The following is a 14,800-nucleotide window of genomic DNA, read 5'->3' on the forward strand; positions in this document are numbered from 1 at the left end:
CGCCGCCGGCTCAGCCGATGGCGGCGAGCAGCGAGTTCTTGCCGTTGAGGATCACGTCGCGCATGGAGAGCGCCGCCGCCTCGCCGTCGCCGCGGTTGATCGCGTCGAACACCACGCGGTGCTGGCGCACATCGTCCTCGATGCGGTTGTCGCGCTCGTTCAGCGCCTCTTGCTGGATCGAGAAGCTGAGCTGCAGGAAGTCGGCGACGAGATGGGCGAAGGAGGCGAGCAGCGCGTTATGCGCGGCGGTGAACACCGCCATGTGGAAGGCGACGTCGGCGCGGGCATAGGCAGCGAGGTCGCCGACCGCCGCCTCCATGGCATTCAGCGCGGTGCGCAACTGCCGCAAATCCTCCATGGAGGCCCGCCCGGCGGCGAGGCGCGCGGCGGAGGGCTCGATCATCTGGCGCAGCTCGATAAGGTCGCGCAGCATGCCGTCGCGCTGGGCGGCGGGGGCCGTGCGGTCGCCGAAATGCCAGGCCAGCACATCGCTGTCGAACATGTTCCACAGGTCGCACGGGCGCACCCGCGTGCCGACCTTCTGGCGCATCTCGATCAGCCCCTTGGCCGCCAGGACCTTCAGCGCCTCGCGCAGCGAGGGACGGCTGGCGGAGAACTCGGCCATCAGATCCGGCTCGCGCGGCAGCAGTTCGCCCGGCGCGAAGCGGCCGGACACGATGGCCCGGCCCAGCTCGGTGATGACGCGGCCCTGCAGGCCGCTGATGCGGTAGCCGGAACGGCGCGGGCCGCGCTCGACCCGCTCCTCGCCCGCCTCCTCGGCCGGATCGGTCGGCTCAGAACGCCGGCGTGGCGTAGAGTATCTTTCCACCGACCTTGATCTCCGTCTCCACGAGGTAGCGCCGCACGGCCGGCGCGTCGATCTCTATGCCGAGCCCCGGCGTATCTGGAAGTATGATCTCACCATTCGCATCCGGGCGGAGATGATTGGCGGTCATCTCCACGCAAAGCGCTCGCGGCGCGGCGGGATACTCGCAGATGCGGTGCTCCTCAAGCCCGGCATAAGGCTGCAGCGAGGCGGACAGCGCGAGATGCGAGGTGAAGGTGTGGTTCACATAGGTCACGCCGCGCGGCACCGCATAGTCGGCCACCCGCTTGGCCGGGCCTATGCCGCCGATGCGCCCGCAGTCGATCTGCACATAGCCGACGCCGCCATAATCGATGAGGTGGCGGGCCATGTGAAAATTATGCGCGCCCTCGCCGCCGGCGAGCCGCACCTTGCTGCTGCGCTTCGCCAATGCGCCATAGGCCTCCAGTGCGCTGGCGAGGAAGGGCTCCTCCAGCCATTCGACGCCGAAACGCTCGAGGGCGGGCAGGCGCAGCGCCGCCCGCTCGACGTCCTCCACCCAGATCTGGCCGACATCGACGAGCAGCATCCCTTCCGGGCCGAGCCCCTCGCGTGCCGCCGCGAGATGGTCGACGTCGCCGGCCAGTTCGCCGGCGCCGAAATCCGCCCAGCCGAACTTGGCGGCGCGGAAGCCACGGGCGATCGCGTCGCGCGCGCGCTCCAGCGTCTCCTGCGGCTCGTGGCCGAACAGGAGCGAGGCATAAGGCGTCTTGGGGCAGGCGCGCTCATAGCCGAGCAGGCGCCAGACCGGCTCGCCGCGCACCTTGCCGAGCAAATCCCACAGCGCCATCTCGACGCCCGACCAGGTGTGGGCGGCCTGCAGCAGGTCCATGCTGTCGCGCTCGACCAGCGCGGCGATGCGGGCGATGTCCTGCGGCCCGTCGACCGTCTGGCCGAGCACCGAGGCGCCGACCGGCCGGCAGATGCCGTGCGACATCGGCGTGACGAAGGCGGCGATGGACGTCACCGGCGAGGCCTCGCATTCGCCATAGCCTTCCAGGCCACCCGCCCGGACGCGCACGAGCAGCGCATCCTGGCTGCCATCGGCATCCGTGGTGATCTCCGGCATCGCCAGATAGAAGAAATCAACCGCTTCGATACGCATCACGCCGATCCTCGCTGGCGCGGCGTCGACCGCCGCCTGCCCGTCACCTTGATTTTACGATAAATCATATTTTTTGACGTTAAAGCCCCTAGAGAGCTGAATCTGTCTGGACAGCAAACTTTCAAGAAGTCATATTTTTGGCAAGACAGAGTCGGCGACAAGCCGGCCGTTCCAGAAAGAGGAGAGAGCAATGCTGAAGTCCGTCTTGGCGGCACTGTTCGTGGCCGTCGTGAGCACCGGCGCGCTCGCGCAGGAGTTCCAGTTCGAAGCCCCGCCGCTGTTCGACAATTGTGGCGACCCCTCGCTTGCCCGTGCCAAGGCCGAGGGCGTCACTCTCGGTTTCTCGCCCTCGCCGCCCTATTCCTCGCTCGATCCGGCGACCAAGAAGGCCGACGGCCTCGACATCGAGCTGGTCGAGGCGGCGCTGAAATGGGCCGGCGTCACCACGTTCAAATATGAGGTGATGCCCTTCGGCCAGCTCATCCCGGCCCTGCTCGCCAAGCGCATCGACATCGTCACCGCCAACATCCACGTCACGCCGGACCGCCTGAAGGCGGTGTCCTTCTCCGGCCCGGCCTGGTGGTATGGCCCGGCCATCGTCGTCGCCAAGGGCAACCCGGCCGGCATCACCTCCTTCGACGGCCTTAAGGGCAAGAAGGTCGGCGCCATCGCCGGCTCGGCGGCGGATGAATATCTGCGCAAGATCGGCGTCGCCGTCACCGCCTTCCAGACCGACGCCGAGGAGTTCGCCGCCATCTCGACCGGCCGCGTCGACGCCATCCTCGACGACGACGTGAAGATCATCGAGTTCATGAAGGCCAATGGCGCGGCGCCGATCGAGATCGTCGCCAATGTCGCCATCCCCGACGAACTGATCTTCAAATATGGCTACGGCTATGCGCGCTACGCCCTGCGCAAGGAAGACTGCTCGCTGCGCAGCGCCTTCACCCAGGGCCTCGCCGAAGTGCGCGGCAACGGGCAGGCCACCGCCATCCTGAAGAAATACGGCCTGACCAACCGCAACCTGTTCTTCTTCCCGCTCTGACGGCGCGAAAACGCCGGGAGAGCCTTCCCATCGAAGGCTATAGTCGGCCTTCCCCCAGGCTCTCCCGGCGCGTCATCCCATGAACCTGTTCGATTTCTCCGTCGTCACCGACTACAGCTCTGTCTTCCTGCAGGGCCTCGCCGTGACGACTTTCCTGACTGTGGTCGTCATCCTGCTGGCCGGCGTGCTGGCGATCCCGATCGCCCTCGCCCGCCTGTCGCCCACGCGCTGGATCCGCTGGCCGGCCGACTTCTATGTCGAGTTCATCCGCGCCACGCCGCTGATCCTGCAACTGATCTACATCTATTACGTGCTGCCCAGCGCCGGCATCCGGCTGGAGCCCCTGACGGCGGCCATCATCGGCCTGACGGTGAACTATTCCGCCTTCATGAGCGAAGTGTACCGCTCCGGCATCCAGTCGATACCCCGCAGCCAGTACGAGGCCGCGCAGAGCCTCGGCCTCAAGCCGACCGTCGTCTTCGTGAAGATCATTTTCCCGCAGGCGTTCCGCGTCGTGCTGCCGGCGCTCGGCAACTACCTGATCGCGCTGTTCAAGGACACCGCGCTCGCCTCCGTCGTGACGGTGCAGGAACTGATGTTCTCCGGCCAGATCATCGCCGCGCGCAACTACCAGTACTTCACCGTCTACACCGTCACCGCCATTCTCTACTTCTCGGTCGGCTATCCCGCCGCCCTCTTCGTCCGGCGCCTCGAGCGCTGGTCGCAGCGCGGCTGGGCGGCGGCGGGCCGCAAGAACTGAGCCGAGGTTCCCGTGCCCCCTTCTGCCATCTCCACCGTCGCGCTGCCCAGGCTCGCCATCCGCTCCATCACCGTCGCGCCGCTGTTCGGCGAGAGCCCCAAGGGCGGCTGGTCGGCGGAGATACGGCCGGAGGATTCGGTGCACGCGCTCATCGCCGTGCACACGCAGGAAGGCATTACCGGCCTCGGCAGCGTGTTCACCGACGGCCGGCTGGTGAAGGCGGCGGTCGACGTGCTGGAGCCGCTCTGGCGCGGCGAGAACGCGCTGGAACCCGAGCGCGTCACCGAGAAGCTCCACCAGAACACCTTCTGGATGGGCCGCGGCGGCAGCCTCACCCATGCCATCAGCGGCATCGACATCGCGCTGTGGGACATTCTCGGCAAGGCGCTCGGCCAGCCCGTCGGTCGGCTGCTGGGCGGCACCTACCGCGACCGGGTGAAGCCCTATTGCTCGCTGCTGATGGAGGAACCCGGGCGCATGGCCGAGGTGATCGGCCCGCACCGCGCACGCGGCTTCCGCGCCTTCAAGATCGGCTGGGGCCCCTTCGGGCGCCGCGACGACGCGCGGCTCGACGAGGCCATCGTGCGGGCGGCGCGCGAGGCGGCGGGAGAGGACGCGCAGCTCTTCGTCGATGCCGGAGCCTCCGACGCGCATTGGCCGCAGGGGCTGAAATGGGCGCTCAACACCGCCCAGATGCTGAAGGACTACAATGTCGGCTGGTTCGAGGAGGCGCTGCACCCCGACGCGCTGGAGGAGTTCTGCACGCTGCGCCGCGCCAGCCCGGTGCCGATCGCCGGCGGCGAGGTGCTGACCCGCCGGCAGAGCTTCCTGCCCTGGCTGGCGAAAGGCGCGCTCGACATCGTGCAGCCCGACGTCACCAAGGTCGGCGGCATCAGCGAGCAGCGCCGCATCGCCTGGCTGGCCGACGATTTCGGCGTCGGATATGTCGGCCATGGCTGGAACACCGCGCTGGGCCTCGCCGCCGACCTGCAGCTTGCGAGCGCCATGCCGCACTGCGACCTCGTCGAGTTCATCGGCGGCAGCCCCTATCTCGACGGCATCGTCGCCGAGCCGTTCACGGTCGACGCGGAAGGCTATCTGCACATTCCCGCCCGGCCCGGCCTTGGCGTGGCGCTCGATCCCGATGCGGTCGCGCGCTACACGGCCGACCCGGCGGCGCTGTTCGCGCCGGCCTGAACCGGACGCGGGCGGGCGTCGGCCGACGCCCTCGACGGCCCCCGGCTTTGCAGCTAGGGCTGGGTATCGACAAGGCCGCCCGAGAAGCGGCGGCATGGTTCAGGAGGTACGTTCGATGAAGCTCGTCCGCTATGGTTCCGCCGGTCGCGAGAAGCCCGGGCTGCTTGATGACGGGGGCGTTCTGCGCGACCTGTCCGCGCTGGTGTCCGACATCGCCGGCGACGCGCTGCTGCCGGAGAGCCTGGCGCGCATCCGTGCCGCCGATCCCGCCGCGCTGCCGGCGGTGGCGGGCGCCCCGCGCATCGGCGCCTGCGTCGGCAAGGTCGGCAAGTTCATCTGCGTCGGCCTCAACTACACCGACCACGCGGCGGAAGCCGGCATGGCCATTCCCGACGAGCCGGTGCTGTTCATGAAGCCGCCGAACTGCATCGTCGGCCCCTATGACAATGTCGAGATCCCCCGCGGCTCCACCAAGACCGACTGGGAGGTCGAGCTCGGCATCGTCATCGGCAAGCCGGCTAAATATGTCTCGGTGGAAGACGCCTATGACCACGTCGCCGGCTATTGCGTCATCAACGACGTCTCCGAGCGGGCCTTCCAGCTCGAGCGCGGCGGGCAGTGGGACAAGGGCAAGGGCTGCGACACCTTCGGCCCGATCGGCCCCTGGCTGGTGACCACCGACGAGATCCCCGACCCGCAGGTGCTCGACATGTGGCTGGAGGTCGACGGCAGGCGCTACCAGAACGGCTCGACCCGCACGATGATCTTCGACGTGCCGACCATCGTCTCCTACATCAGCCAGTTCATGAGCCTGCAGCCGGGCGACGTCATCTCCACCGGCACCCCGCCGGGCGTCGGCCTGGGGCAGAAGCCGCCGGTCTATCTCACGGCCGGCCAGACCATGCGGCTGTCGATCGCGGGCCTGGGCGAACAGCAGCAGACGACCGTCCCGGCGGCCTGAGGGGAAGACAGCTCATGAACGTTCTCGACCTCAACGGACGCGTCGCCATCATCACCGGCGGCGCCCGCGGCATCGGCTACGCCACCGCCGCGCGCTTCCTCAAATCCGGCGCCGCGGTGGCGCTGTGGGACATCGACGCCGCCCGCCTCGACGAGGCGGCGGGCCAGCTGGGAACCGCCGGCGAGGTCTCGACCCATGTGGTCGAACTGACCGACGAGGCCTCGGTGCGGGCGGCGACCGCCGCCGTCGTCGCCGCCCATGGCAAGATCGACATCCTCGTCAACAATGCCGGCATCACCGGCGGCAACGGCAAGCTGTGGGAGCTCGACACCGACACCTGGCGCCGCGTGGTCGACGTCAACCTGGTCGGGCCGTTCCTCACCTGCAAGGCGGTGGTGCCGGAGCTGTTGAAGAATGGCTGGGGCCGTATCGTCAACGTCGCCTCGATCGCCGGCAAGGAGGGCAACCCCAACGCCTCGCATTATTCGGCCTCGAAGGCGGGGCTGATCGGGCTGACCAAGTCGCTGGCCAAGGAACTGGCGACCTCCAACGTGCTGGTCAACGCCATCACCCCGGCGGCGGCCAAGACCGAGATCTTCAACCAGATGCGCCAGGAACACATCGACTTCATGCTGTCGAAGATCCCGATGAACCGCTTCCTCGCCGTCGAGGAAGCCGCCGCGCTGATCGCCTGGCTCGCCTCCGAGGACTGCGCCTTCTCCACCGGAGCCGTCTTCGACATCTCCGGTGGAAGAGCCGTCTACTGAAGAGGTGCGCAGACCTGCCCCGCGGCCGTTCCCTCAGGCGCCCCCGGCTTGCGGCAGATCAATGCGCCACGGTGCAATTGGGCGTTGCATCAATATCGATAGCCGTTCCGTCATCGGCCAGCCTGGGGAGGATGCGATGCAGGACACCGAGCTTTACCAGCGTCTGCGTGAGGCGATCGAGCACGATGGCGACGGCGCGGACGTCGACATCGGCCTGTCCGCCGACAAGCGGATCATCACCCTGACCGGACGCGTGCACTCGCGCGGCGCGCAGATCGGCATAGAAGACGCGGTCGAGCGCCTCGCCGGGGATTTCACCATCGTCAACCTCGTCAAGGTCGATCCCCGGCTCGGGCGCCTGTCGGTCGTGCTGCACTGAGAGTGACCCTTACCGGACACCCTCGGCTCAGCGGTCGACCAGCCGCAATTGCTCGTCCGTGTAGCGCGCGCCCTGGATGGCGAGCGTGGCCAGCGCGCCGTCGATGTCGCGCAATTCGTCGGGCGTGAGCACGAGCGCCGTGGCGCCGATATTCTCGTCCAGCCGCTCAAGCCGGGTCGTTCCGGGAATCGGCACGATCCACGGCTTGCGCGCGAGCAGCCAGGCCAGCGCGATCTGCGCCGGCGTCGCGCCCGTGCCGGCCGTCGCCTTCCCCGCCGCAACCCGGCGCAGCACCTCGACCAGCGCCTGGTTGGCGGCAAGCGCCTCCGCCGAGAAGCGCGGCTGGGTGGCGCGCATGTCGGTGCTGGCGAAAGTGGTCGTCGCGCTCATCGCGCCGGTGAGGAAGCCACGGCCCAGCGGGCTGAACGGCACGAAGCCGATGCCCAGCTCCTCCAGCGCCGGCAGGATCTCCTCCTCCGGCTCGCGCCACCACAGCGAATACTCGCTCTGCAGCGCCGTCACCGGCTGCACCGCATGGGCGCGGCGGATCGTGCGCACACCGGCTTCCGACAGGCCGAAATGCCGGACCTTGCCCTCGCGGATAAGATCGGCCACCGTCCCGGCGACCTCCTCTATCGGCACGTCGGGATCGACCCGGTGCTGATAGAGCAGGTCGATATGGTCGGTCCGCAGGCGCCTGAGCGAGGCTTCCGTCACCTCGCGTATATGGGCAGGCCGGCTGTCGACGCCGATTCGTCGGTGCGTCCCAGGCTCCATCTTGAAGCCGAACTTGGTGGCAATCACTACCTTGTCGCGGACCGGCGCCAAGGCCTCGCCGACCAGTTCCTCATTGATGAAGGGACCGTAGAACTCGGCGGTGTCGAACAGGGTGATGCCGCGCTCGACCGCGCCGCGGATCAGCGCGATGCCGGTCGCCCTGTCCGGCGCCGTTCCATAGGCGGAGGTCAGGCCCATGCAGCCGAGCCCGAGCGCGGAGACTTCCAGACCGCTCTTTCCAAGTTCACGCGTGCGCATCATGGTTCATCCCTTCGCAATCGCCGCGACCGATGCCGGCGCGAGGCCCCTATTGGTAACGGATCGAACGCCGGCCGGCATTCAACTGTCGAGTAATGCCGCTGCGCAAGCGATCAGGCGACCCAAGCGCGATGCGCAACGTGGCGGACACGCCTATATACTCGGCGAAACAGGCATGTGCCCGGGGCGAACGCGACGGGCGACGGGAATTCGGCCCATGAGCCCCATCCTCGCGCTGCAGGGCGCCCAGCGACCGGCGATCCAGCTCGCCCTTGCCGCGTTCGGCGACCGGCGCCGGGCGGAAGGCTGGCGGGTGGCCGGGCTGGTGGAAACCACCAGCGAGCCGGGCGGCTCTGGCTGCGCCGGCCACGCGCTGAGCGATCTCAGGAGCGGGGCGCGCTACCCCATCGCACAGAATCTCGGGCGCCTCTCCGATGCCTGCCATCTGGACGGCGGCGGCGTCGCACAGGCCTGCCAGAGCGTGCTCGATGACCTTGCGGAGGGCTGCGACGTGCTCATCCTCGCCAAGTTCGGCAAGCTGGAAGCGGCGCGCGGCGGGCTGGTGGACGCCTTCGGCCAGGCGATCGCCCGTGACATCCCCATCCTCACCTCCGTGGCGCCGGGCCTTGCGGCCGGCTGGGCCGCGTTCGCGGGAGAGCTCGCCCGGGTGGCACCGCCGGACACCGCGCTGATCGAGGAATGGTGGCGTAGCGTGCGGCCGGGCCGTCACCCATGGCAACAGCCCGGAGGACAATAGCGACGCACCCAAGGGGCCCGGGGCTTGCGAGCCAACCTATATTCGTATGAATATAACGTGATGGAGCGACGATGATGCGGATGGTTGGCAGATACTGGCCCGAAAGGCGGCGCTCTGCCGTCGCCATCCGCCATGTCGCCTTCGAGGATCTCGGCCGCCTCGCAGGTCCGCTCGACGAGCATGGCTGGAACGTCGCCTATTGCGAGGCCAGCACCGACCAGCTCTCGCACTATTCGATCCGCGACGCCGATCTCGTCATCGTGCTCGGAGGGCCTATCAGCGTCACCGATATGAGCGCATACCGCTTCCTCTCGCGCGAGATGCACCTGATCGAGCGCCGTCTCGGACGCGGCCAGCCCGTGCTCGGCATCGGCCTCGGCGCGGAACTCATGGCCGGGGCGCTCGGCGCCCGGGTTTTCGCCGGCCCGGCCAGGGAGATCGGCTGGGGCCCGGTGGCTCTGACGCCCGACGGCCTGTGCTCGCCGCTCGCCCCGCTCGCCCGACCCGATACCAAGGTGCTGCACTGGCATGGCGACACCTTCGACCTTCCGCCCGGCGCGCGGCGGCTCGCCTCCAACGAGATTTACGAGAACCAGGCCTTCAGCCATGGCACGGCCGGCCTCGGCCTGCAGTTCCATGTCGAGGCCGACGCCCGCAGCCTCGAGGAATGGTATGTCGGACACGCGGTAGCGCTCGCTGGCGCCGGCATCGACCTCCGGCAGCTGCGGCGCGACGGCCGAAGCGAAGCGCCTCGTACCGCCCTGCTTGCCGTGGAGATGTTCGAAAACTGGCTCGAAAGCCTCTTTCACGACGAGACGCCGGAGCTTTCGTCCGGACAACCGGATTCCGTGGCGCCGATGCACATGCCTCTCATTGCCAGCGGCCATTCCTGAATGATCGCCTGACCTGCGGTGCGAGAGGTTGAGGCCCCTTATTCGGCCGGCTAACATTTTTGCTTCGCTCGTCTGATTCCCATTCGACGGCCTGTTGCGTGTGCACCCGCGAGGATCCCGTGACGTCCCCACAGCCCCTGCCCTCCACGCGAACCCGCCTTGGCATGCTCACGCCCTCGTCCAACACCGCGCTGGAGCCGCTCACCGCGCGGATGCTGGCGGAGCACGCGGACATCAGCGCGCATTTCTCGCGCTTCCGTGTGACCGAGATCGCGCTGTCGGAAGGCGCGCTGAGCCAGTTCGACGTCGGCTCCATCCTGCCCGCCGCCGAACTGCTGGCCGATGCGAAGGTGGACGTCATCGGCTGGAACGGCACCTCCGCCGCCTGGCTCGGCTTCGATCGCGACGAGGCGCTGTGCGCGGCGATCACCGGGCACACCGGCATCGCCGCCTGCACGGCGGTGCTGGCCTTCCGCGAGCTTTTCCAGCGCCACGGCTTTCGCCGCATCGGCCTCGTCACGCCCTACCGGGCGGAGGTGCAGCAACGCATCCGCGCCAACTGGAGCGCGGCGGGCTTCGACTGCACGGCCGAGCGCCATCTCGGGCTGCAGGACAATTTCTCCTTCGCCGCCGCCGACGCGCCGACCATCGCCGGCATGGTCCGCCATGTCGCCGAGGAGGGATGCGACGCCGTCGCCATCGTCTGTACCAACATGAAGGGCACCGCCCTCGCCCCGGAGATGGAGCGCGCGCTCGGCATCCCGGTGCTCGATTCCATCGCGGTAACGCTGTGGAAGTGCCTCGCCCTCGCCGGGCGCGATCCGTCCGAGCTGCGCCGCTGGGGTGGCCCCTTCGTCCTGTCCTGACAGAAAAAGGGCGCCCATGGGCGCCCTTTCCGTCACGCTCCGCGGCCGGGCGGGATCAGATCCGCGCCGAACCGGCATAGAACGGCGTCGGCTCCGCCTCCGGAAGATAGCCCTCATAGAACTTCTTCACATGCGGGAACACGGCGAGGCCCAACTCGCGGCGGGCGACTTCTTCGGCGCTGCGCGGCTTGCCGAGCGTGTCGGCGATCTCCGCCAGCACCGCCTCGCGGTCGATTTTGGTGAAGCGGCCATCCTGATAGACCACCTCGCCATTGATAAAGACCGCGTCGACCGCCCCGGTCTTGGCGCGCTGCACCAGCGCGTCGAGCATCGGGATGTCCGGGTCCTGATAGGGATAGGTCGCCTTGGTCCAGTTGATCAGCACCGCGTCGAAGAAGCGGCCCGCGTCGAGCCGGCCGATGGAGGCACCGAAGGCGGTGGTCAGGGCGCCGGCCTCGGTCGCCATCTTCACCACCTGCGGGCAGGTCGGCACGTCGGCCTCGTCCATGCCCGGCTCACGATGGACGCGCAGCGCGAGGCGAAGCTCGGAGAGCATGTCGCGGTCGTCGTTTATGCCGGCCTCGTCGAGGCCCATGCCAACATTGATGCCCTTGGCCTCCCAGCGGTTGAGCGGGGCGAGACCGGAGCGCAGGCGGAAATTGGACGAGCAATTGTGGCAGATGCAGGTGCCGGTGTCGGCGACGATGTCGATATCCTCCCCGTTCAGCCACACGCCATGGCCGAGCGTCATGTGCGGGCCGAGCACGCCCAGATCATGGAGGTGGCGCAGCGCCGTCTTGCCGGTGCGACGGCGGGCATATTCCTTCTGGTAGATTGTCTCCAAGAGGTGCATGTGCATCGGCACGCCGGCGGCCTTCGACTTGGCGTCGAGCGCCTGCAGCCCCTCGTCCGTGCACCAGTGCAGATTGGCCGGGGCGAGCTGGATGCGGGTGAGGCCCTGGCCTTCATTCTCGGCGGTGAGCTGGTCGAACAGCGTGAGGAAGTCGTCGAAGGGCATGGCCTGGGACTTGAGGTGCTTGCCCAGCGTCGCGCCGAGATCGGCCGGCAGCCGGGCGCAGAAGGCCTCGTCCGCCTCGTAGACCAGCCGGTTCTGCTCGCGCACGGCGTAGCAATAGGAGGCGCGCATGCCGAGCGAGCGATAGGCGCCCAGCACCTTGCTGGCGGCGCCGTGGATCGCGTCGTAGCCGCCGGGCATCCAGCCATGGATGTGCTGCACCGTGGTGATGCCGGAAGCGATCATCTCGAAGGCCGAATAGAGCGTGTCGAGCGTCAGGTCGAGCCGGCGCGCCGGCATGCGGCTGGCGAACCACAGCTCCAGCGCATGGTCCGGCGAGCCGAGCTGCAGCGGCGTCATGCCGACGTGATGGTGGCTGTTGACGAAGCCGGGCAGCATGGCGTGGTCGGGATATCTGCGCAGCTCCGCCGTGGGGGCAAGCTGCTGCATAGCCTCCAGCGTGCCGGTGGCGACGATGACGCCGTCGCGCGCGAGCACCGCACCCTGCTCGATCACGTCGGGGGTGAAGCGGTCCTTGATGCCGGTGACGACCCAGCGGGCCTGGACGATGAGTTCAGCCATGATGCTTCCTTGGACTGTAAGGGCAGGCGCAGGCGCCGTGCCGTGGCATTGTTCTCCCGGGCGTAGGCGAGGCGCCCGGGGTCGATGGAGACGAGAAGCGGACGACAGCCGCCGCGCGGCGCGCGGGCGAGGAGATCGCCGTCCGGGCCAAAGGCCAGTGTGGCGCCGTCGTGCCGCACGGGCCGGCCGGCGACGGTCTCGGTGCCGTAGCGCGCGGCGGCGACCGCATAGACGGCGTTGGCGCGGGCGCTCGCCTGCAGTTCAGCGGCGAACAGCCCGTCCGGATCGGATGGCGCCGGGCCGCCGACCAGCACGGCGACGAGATCGGCACCCGATGCGGCGGCGGCGCGCCAGCATTCGGGGAACCGGCGGTCGTAGCAGATGAGCACCGCCAGGCGGATCGGCCCGACCGCCACCGCCGCGACCTCGGCCGGGCCGGGCGCGAAGTGATCGGCTTCGCCGAAAGCGTCGCCCGAGCCGGCGGGCGGCAGATGGATCTTCACCGCGACCGTCTCGACGCGCCCGTCGGGATGGGCCAGCAGCGCCGCGTTGAAGGGCGGGCCGTCGTCGCGGCGCAGCGACAGGCCGAACAGCACCGCGATGGCATGGGTCGCCGCCACGAAGCGCATGCGCGAGGCGGTGGGGCCGTCCGCCGGCTCGGCGAGCTCCGTCCAGCCGGACGGATTCTCGCCGGCGACATAGGGCTGCGCGAACAGCTCGGGCAGGATGGCCAGCCGGGCGCCGGCGCTGGCCGCCGCGGCGATGCCGGCTTCCGCCTCTCGCCATTGCGGCGCCGGATCGCGCCCCGCCGGCCCGACCGCCACGGCGGCGACGGGGAACACGCGGTTCATGGCGCCCTACACCGCTTCCTGCTCGGCGAAGGCCCGGTCGACCTCGTCCGCCAGCAACTCGGTGAACAGGTCGCGATAGGCGTGGTAGCGCGGATCGCGGCTCTCGCGCGGGCGCGGCAGGTCGATCGGCACGATGGTCTTCACCTGCCCGGGCCGGGCCGTGAACACCACCACGCGGTCGGCCAGCGAGATCGCCTCGTCGATGGAATGGGTGACCAGCAGGATCGAGGCGCCGCTGTCGCGCCATATCTGCAGCAGGAAGTCCTGCATGCGCGCGCGCGTCTGCACGTCGAGCGCCGCGAAGGGCTCGTCCATCATCAGCACCTTCGGCCGCATGGCGAGCGCGCGGGCGCAGGCGGCGCGCTGGCGCATGCCGCCGGAAAGCTCGTCCGGCTTCTTGTCCAGCATGTCGCCGAGGCCCACCCGCTTGAGCATCTCGATCGCGATCTCGCGGCGCCGGACCGGCTGCACATGCTGAACGGCGAGACCGAAGGCGACGTTGTCGGCGATGGTCAGCCAGGGAAACAGCGAGGCTTCCTGGAAGATCAGCCCGCGCTCGGCGGAAGGTTCGGTGACCGGCTCGCCATCACAGGCGATGGTGCCGCCCGAGACCTCCTCCAGCCCGGCGATCATGTAGAGCAGGGTGGACTTGCCGCAGCCGGACGGCCCGAGCAGCACGATGAACTCGCCCGGCTCGACATCGAAGGTGAGGTCGCTCAGCGCCTGCACCGGCGCCCGGCCCTCGGGCGTCCAGCGCTTGGAGACCGACTGGATCGAAACGGCGGGGCGGCTCATCGCGTGCCTCCCTGGTTGGGGGCGATCCACCACAGCATCTTGTGCTGGACCTGGCGCAGCGCGAAGTCCGAGAGGAAGCCGAGCAGGCCGATGATCGCCATGGTGAAGAAGACCAGCTTGGCGTTGAAGGTGGAGCGCGCCATCGAGGTGATCTGACCGAGCCCCGTGCCGACGCCGACCGTCTCGGCGATCAGCACCACCATCCAGGCCGCGAAGAGATTGAGCCGCAGCGTCATGAACAGGCTCGGCAGGATGGAGGGCAGTATCACCTTCCAGAAGGTCTGCCGCTGGCTGGCGCCCATGATGCGGGCGACATGGATGTAGTTCTTCGGCACGCTCTCGATCTGCGCCCCGGTGGAGAGCACGATGGCGAAGAACACGGTGATGAAGACGAGGAAGATCGCCGGCACGTCGCCGATGCCGAAGACGAAGATCGCCACCGGCAGCCACGCCACCGGCGAGATCGGCGCCAGCAGCAGGATGGTGGGCAGCAGAAGATTGCGCAGCAGCTTCACGTAGTGGATCGCCGCGCCGACCGCGACGCCGCAGGCAAAGCCGAGCGAGAGGCCGACCACGACCCGCATCAGGGTCCAGCCCATGGTGGTGAGCAGCGCACCCAGCCCACCGCCCGTCGCGACCGAGCCGATGCGGTTCGAGCGGTCGAAATACTGCAGCGTTCCGGGAATGTCGGAGAGGAAGAGATGCGGCGGCGGCAGCAGCAGCGGGTTGAGCATGCCGAGCGCCCAGAACCCCTCCCAGACACCGGCGAACAGGGCGACCGACACCACGCCCCATCCCATGGCGCCGAGGCGACGGCGCCAGGCCGGCGACAGCAGGGGCCGAACAGGCGGCGGGACCGAACGCGCGGGCCCGGTGCCGCCGAGGCCGGTATGGCCGGCATCTGCGCTCATCGTCATGGCGTCCTTC

16 protein-coding genes are annotated in these 14,800 nt (G+C 68.7%); 9 read left to right on the forward strand and 7 right to left on the reverse strand.

All coding sequences use genetic code 11. The features are described 5' to 3' along the window. Positions 1 to 10: 10 nt before the first annotated feature. Positions 11 to 829 carry a FadR/GntR family transcriptional regulator gene (locus tag AC1PZ7_RS01835; protein ID WP_482357817.1) on the reverse strand — a complete coding sequence of 273 codons (819 nt, stop codon included), beginning with the start codon at positions 827 to 829 and terminating at the stop codon, positions 11 to 13. Further along, the gene (locus AC1PZ7_RS01840; protein WP_482357818.1) at positions 795 to 1,970 is read right to left on the reverse strand and encodes a mandelate racemase/muconate lactonizing enzyme family protein; all 1,176 of its coding nucleotides are present in this window, start codon (positions 1,968 to 1,970) and stop codon (positions 795 to 797) included. The genes AC1PZ7_RS01835 and AC1PZ7_RS01840 overlap by 35 nt, the downstream gene beginning before the upstream one ends. Positions 1,971 to 2,160: 190 nt before the next feature. Here AC1PZ7_RS01840 and AC1PZ7_RS01845 point away from each other — a divergent pair, with 190 nt between their 5' ends. From AC1PZ7_RS01845 to AC1PZ7_RS01870, 6 genes are all read left to right on the forward strand, one after another. Beyond that, positions 2,161 to 3,015 carry a substrate-binding periplasmic protein gene (locus tag AC1PZ7_RS01845; protein ID WP_482357819.1) on the forward strand — a complete coding sequence of 285 codons (855 nt, stop codon included), beginning with the start codon at positions 2,161 to 2,163 and terminating at the stop codon, positions 3,013 to 3,015. A 79-nt stretch (positions 3,016 to 3,094) separates the two neighbouring features. Beyond that, complete coding sequence (locus AC1PZ7_RS01850) at positions 3,095 to 3,775, forward strand: amino acid ABC transporter permease (protein WP_482357820.1); 681 nt, start codon at positions 3,095 to 3,097, stop codon at positions 3,773 to 3,775. A 12-nt stretch (positions 3,776 to 3,787) separates the two neighbouring features. Continuing rightward, the gene (locus AC1PZ7_RS01855; protein ID WP_482357821.1) at positions 3,788 to 4,972 is read left to right on the forward strand and encodes a mandelate racemase/muconate lactonizing enzyme family protein; all 1,185 of its coding nucleotides are present in this window, start codon (positions 3,788 to 3,790) and stop codon (positions 4,970 to 4,972) included. Between the two features lie 115 nt (positions 4,973 to 5,087). Beyond that, positions 5,088 to 5,933: a fumarylacetoacetate hydrolase family protein gene (locus AC1PZ7_RS01860; RefSeq protein ID WP_482357822.1), complete on the forward strand. Its 846-nt coding sequence runs from the start codon at positions 5,088 to 5,090 to the stop codon at positions 5,931 to 5,933. Between the two features lie 14 nt (positions 5,934 to 5,947). Beyond that, positions 5,948 to 6,700, forward strand: a complete 753-nt coding sequence (locus AC1PZ7_RS01865) for an SDR family NAD(P)-dependent oxidoreductase (RefSeq protein ID WP_482357823.1) — start codon at positions 5,948 to 5,950, stop codon at positions 6,698 to 6,700. A 136-nt stretch (positions 6,701 to 6,836) separates the two neighbouring features. Beyond that, positions 6,837 to 7,079 (forward strand): BON domain-containing protein, encoded by a 243-nt coding sequence (locus tag AC1PZ7_RS01870; RefSeq protein WP_482357824.1) that lies wholly within the window; start codon positions 6,837 to 6,839, stop codon positions 7,077 to 7,079. Between the two features lie 27 nt (positions 7,080 to 7,106). Here the strand turns inward: AC1PZ7_RS01870 and AC1PZ7_RS01875 are convergent, their stop codons facing one another. Beyond that, complete coding sequence (locus AC1PZ7_RS01875; RefSeq protein ID WP_482359544.1) at positions 7,107 to 8,114, reverse strand: aldo/keto reductase; 1,008 nt, start codon at positions 8,112 to 8,114, stop codon at positions 7,107 to 7,109. Positions 8,115 to 8,331: 217 nt separating this feature from the next. Between AC1PZ7_RS01875 and AC1PZ7_RS01880 the strand changes: the two genes are divergently transcribed. The 3 genes from AC1PZ7_RS01880 to AC1PZ7_RS01890 all read left to right on the forward strand — a co-directional run bounded on the left by AC1PZ7_RS01880 (position 8,332) and on the right by AC1PZ7_RS01890 (position 10,630). Further along, entirely contained in the window at positions 8,332 to 8,871 is a 540-nt protein-coding gene (locus AC1PZ7_RS01880; protein ID WP_482357825.1) for a DUF2478 domain-containing protein, read from the forward strand. Positions 8,872 to 8,942: 71 nt separating this feature from the next. Further along, entirely contained in the window at positions 8,943 to 9,764 is an 822-nt protein-coding gene (locus AC1PZ7_RS01885) for a glutamine amidotransferase (RefSeq protein WP_482357826.1), read from the forward strand. A 164-nt stretch (positions 9,765 to 9,928) separates the two neighbouring features. Beyond that, positions 9,929 to 10,630, forward strand: coding sequence for a maleate cis-trans isomerase family protein (locus AC1PZ7_RS01890; RefSeq protein WP_482357827.1), 702 nt, complete (start codon positions 9,929 to 9,931; stop codon positions 10,628 to 10,630). Between the two features lie 55 nt (positions 10,631 to 10,685). On the opposite strand, the gene AC1PZ7_RS01895 is transcribed toward AC1PZ7_RS01890, so the two are convergent. The 4 genes from AC1PZ7_RS01895 to AC1PZ7_RS01910 are packed head-to-tail and all read right to left on the reverse strand — an operon-like array spanning position 10,686 to position 14,790. Further along, positions 10,686 to 12,227: an amidohydrolase family protein gene (locus AC1PZ7_RS01895; RefSeq protein WP_482357828.1), complete on the reverse strand. Its 1,542-nt coding sequence runs from the start codon at positions 12,225 to 12,227 to the stop codon at positions 10,686 to 10,688. Continuing rightward, entirely contained in the window at positions 12,158 to 13,078 is a 921-nt protein-coding gene (locus AC1PZ7_RS01900) for a carbon-nitrogen hydrolase family protein (protein WP_482357829.1), read from the reverse strand. Before AC1PZ7_RS01900 ends, AC1PZ7_RS01895 begins: the two co-directional genes overlap by 70 nt. A 6-nt stretch (positions 13,079 to 13,084) precedes the next feature. After that, a complete protein-coding gene (locus AC1PZ7_RS01905; RefSeq protein ID WP_482357830.1) occupies positions 13,085 to 13,873 on the reverse strand; it encodes an ABC transporter ATP-binding protein in 789 nt (262 codons plus the stop codon). Then, positions 13,870 to 14,790, reverse strand: a complete 921-nt coding sequence (locus tag AC1PZ7_RS01910; protein WP_482357831.1) for an ABC transporter permease — start codon at positions 14,788 to 14,790, stop codon at positions 13,870 to 13,872. Before AC1PZ7_RS01910 ends, AC1PZ7_RS01905 begins: the two co-directional genes overlap by 4 nt. Positions 14,791 to 14,800: the final 10 nt, after the last annotated feature.

It is taken from the genome of Ancylobacter sp. TW_SC_1, from assembly GCF_056836805.1.

Bases quoted from the DNA above. Each gene is read 5' to 3' on its own strand.
- AC1PZ7_RS01910 (WP_482357831.1), bottom strand. From the start codon at position 14,790: ATGACGATGAGCGCAGATGCCGGCCATACCGGCCTCGGCGGCACCGGG.
- AC1PZ7_RS01850 (WP_482357820.1), top strand. From the start codon at position 3,095: ATGAACCTGTTCGATTTCTCCGTCGTCACCGACTACAGCTCTGTCTTC.
- AC1PZ7_RS01845 (WP_482357819.1), top strand. From the start codon at position 2,161: ATGCTGAAGTCCGTCTTGGCGGCACTGTTCGTGGCCGTCGTGAGCACC.
- AC1PZ7_RS01900 (WP_482357829.1), bottom strand. From the start codon at position 13,078: ATGAACCGCGTGTTCCCCGTCGCCGCCGTGGCGGTCGGGCCGGCGGGG.
- AC1PZ7_RS01860 (WP_482357822.1), top strand. From the start codon at position 5,088: ATGAAGCTCGTCCGCTATGGTTCCGCCGGTCGCGAGAAGCCCGGGCTG.
- AC1PZ7_RS01880 (WP_482357825.1), top strand. From the start codon at position 8,332: ATGAGCCCCATCCTCGCGCTGCAGGGCGCCCAGCGACCGGCGATCCAG.
- AC1PZ7_RS01895 (WP_482357828.1), bottom strand. From the start codon at position 12,227: ATGGCTGAACTCATCGTCCAGGCCCGCTGGGTCGTCACCGGCATCAAG.
- AC1PZ7_RS01870 (WP_482357824.1), top strand. From the start codon at position 6,837: ATGCAGGACACCGAGCTTTACCAGCGTCTGCGTGAGGCGATCGAGCAC.
- AC1PZ7_RS01905 (WP_482357830.1), bottom strand. From the start codon at position 13,873: ATGAGCCGCCCCGCCGTTTCGATCCAGTCGGTCTCCAAGCGCTGGACG.
- AC1PZ7_RS01865 (WP_482357823.1), top strand. From the start codon at position 5,948: ATGAACGTTCTCGACCTCAACGGACGCGTCGCCATCATCACCGGCGGC.
- AC1PZ7_RS01840 (WP_482357818.1), bottom strand. From the start codon at position 1,970: ATGCGTATCGAAGCGGTTGATTTCTTCTATCTGGCGATGCCGGAGATC.
- AC1PZ7_RS01890 (WP_482357827.1), top strand. From the start codon at position 9,929: ATGCTCACGCCCTCGTCCAACACCGCGCTGGAGCCGCTCACCGCGCGG.
- AC1PZ7_RS01875 (WP_482359544.1), bottom strand. From the start codon at position 8,114: ATGCGCACGCGTGAACTTGGAAAGAGCGGTCTGGAAGTCTCCGCGCTC.
- AC1PZ7_RS01885 (WP_482357826.1), top strand. From the start codon at position 8,943: ATGATGCGGATGGTTGGCAGATACTGGCCCGAAAGGCGGCGCTCTGCC.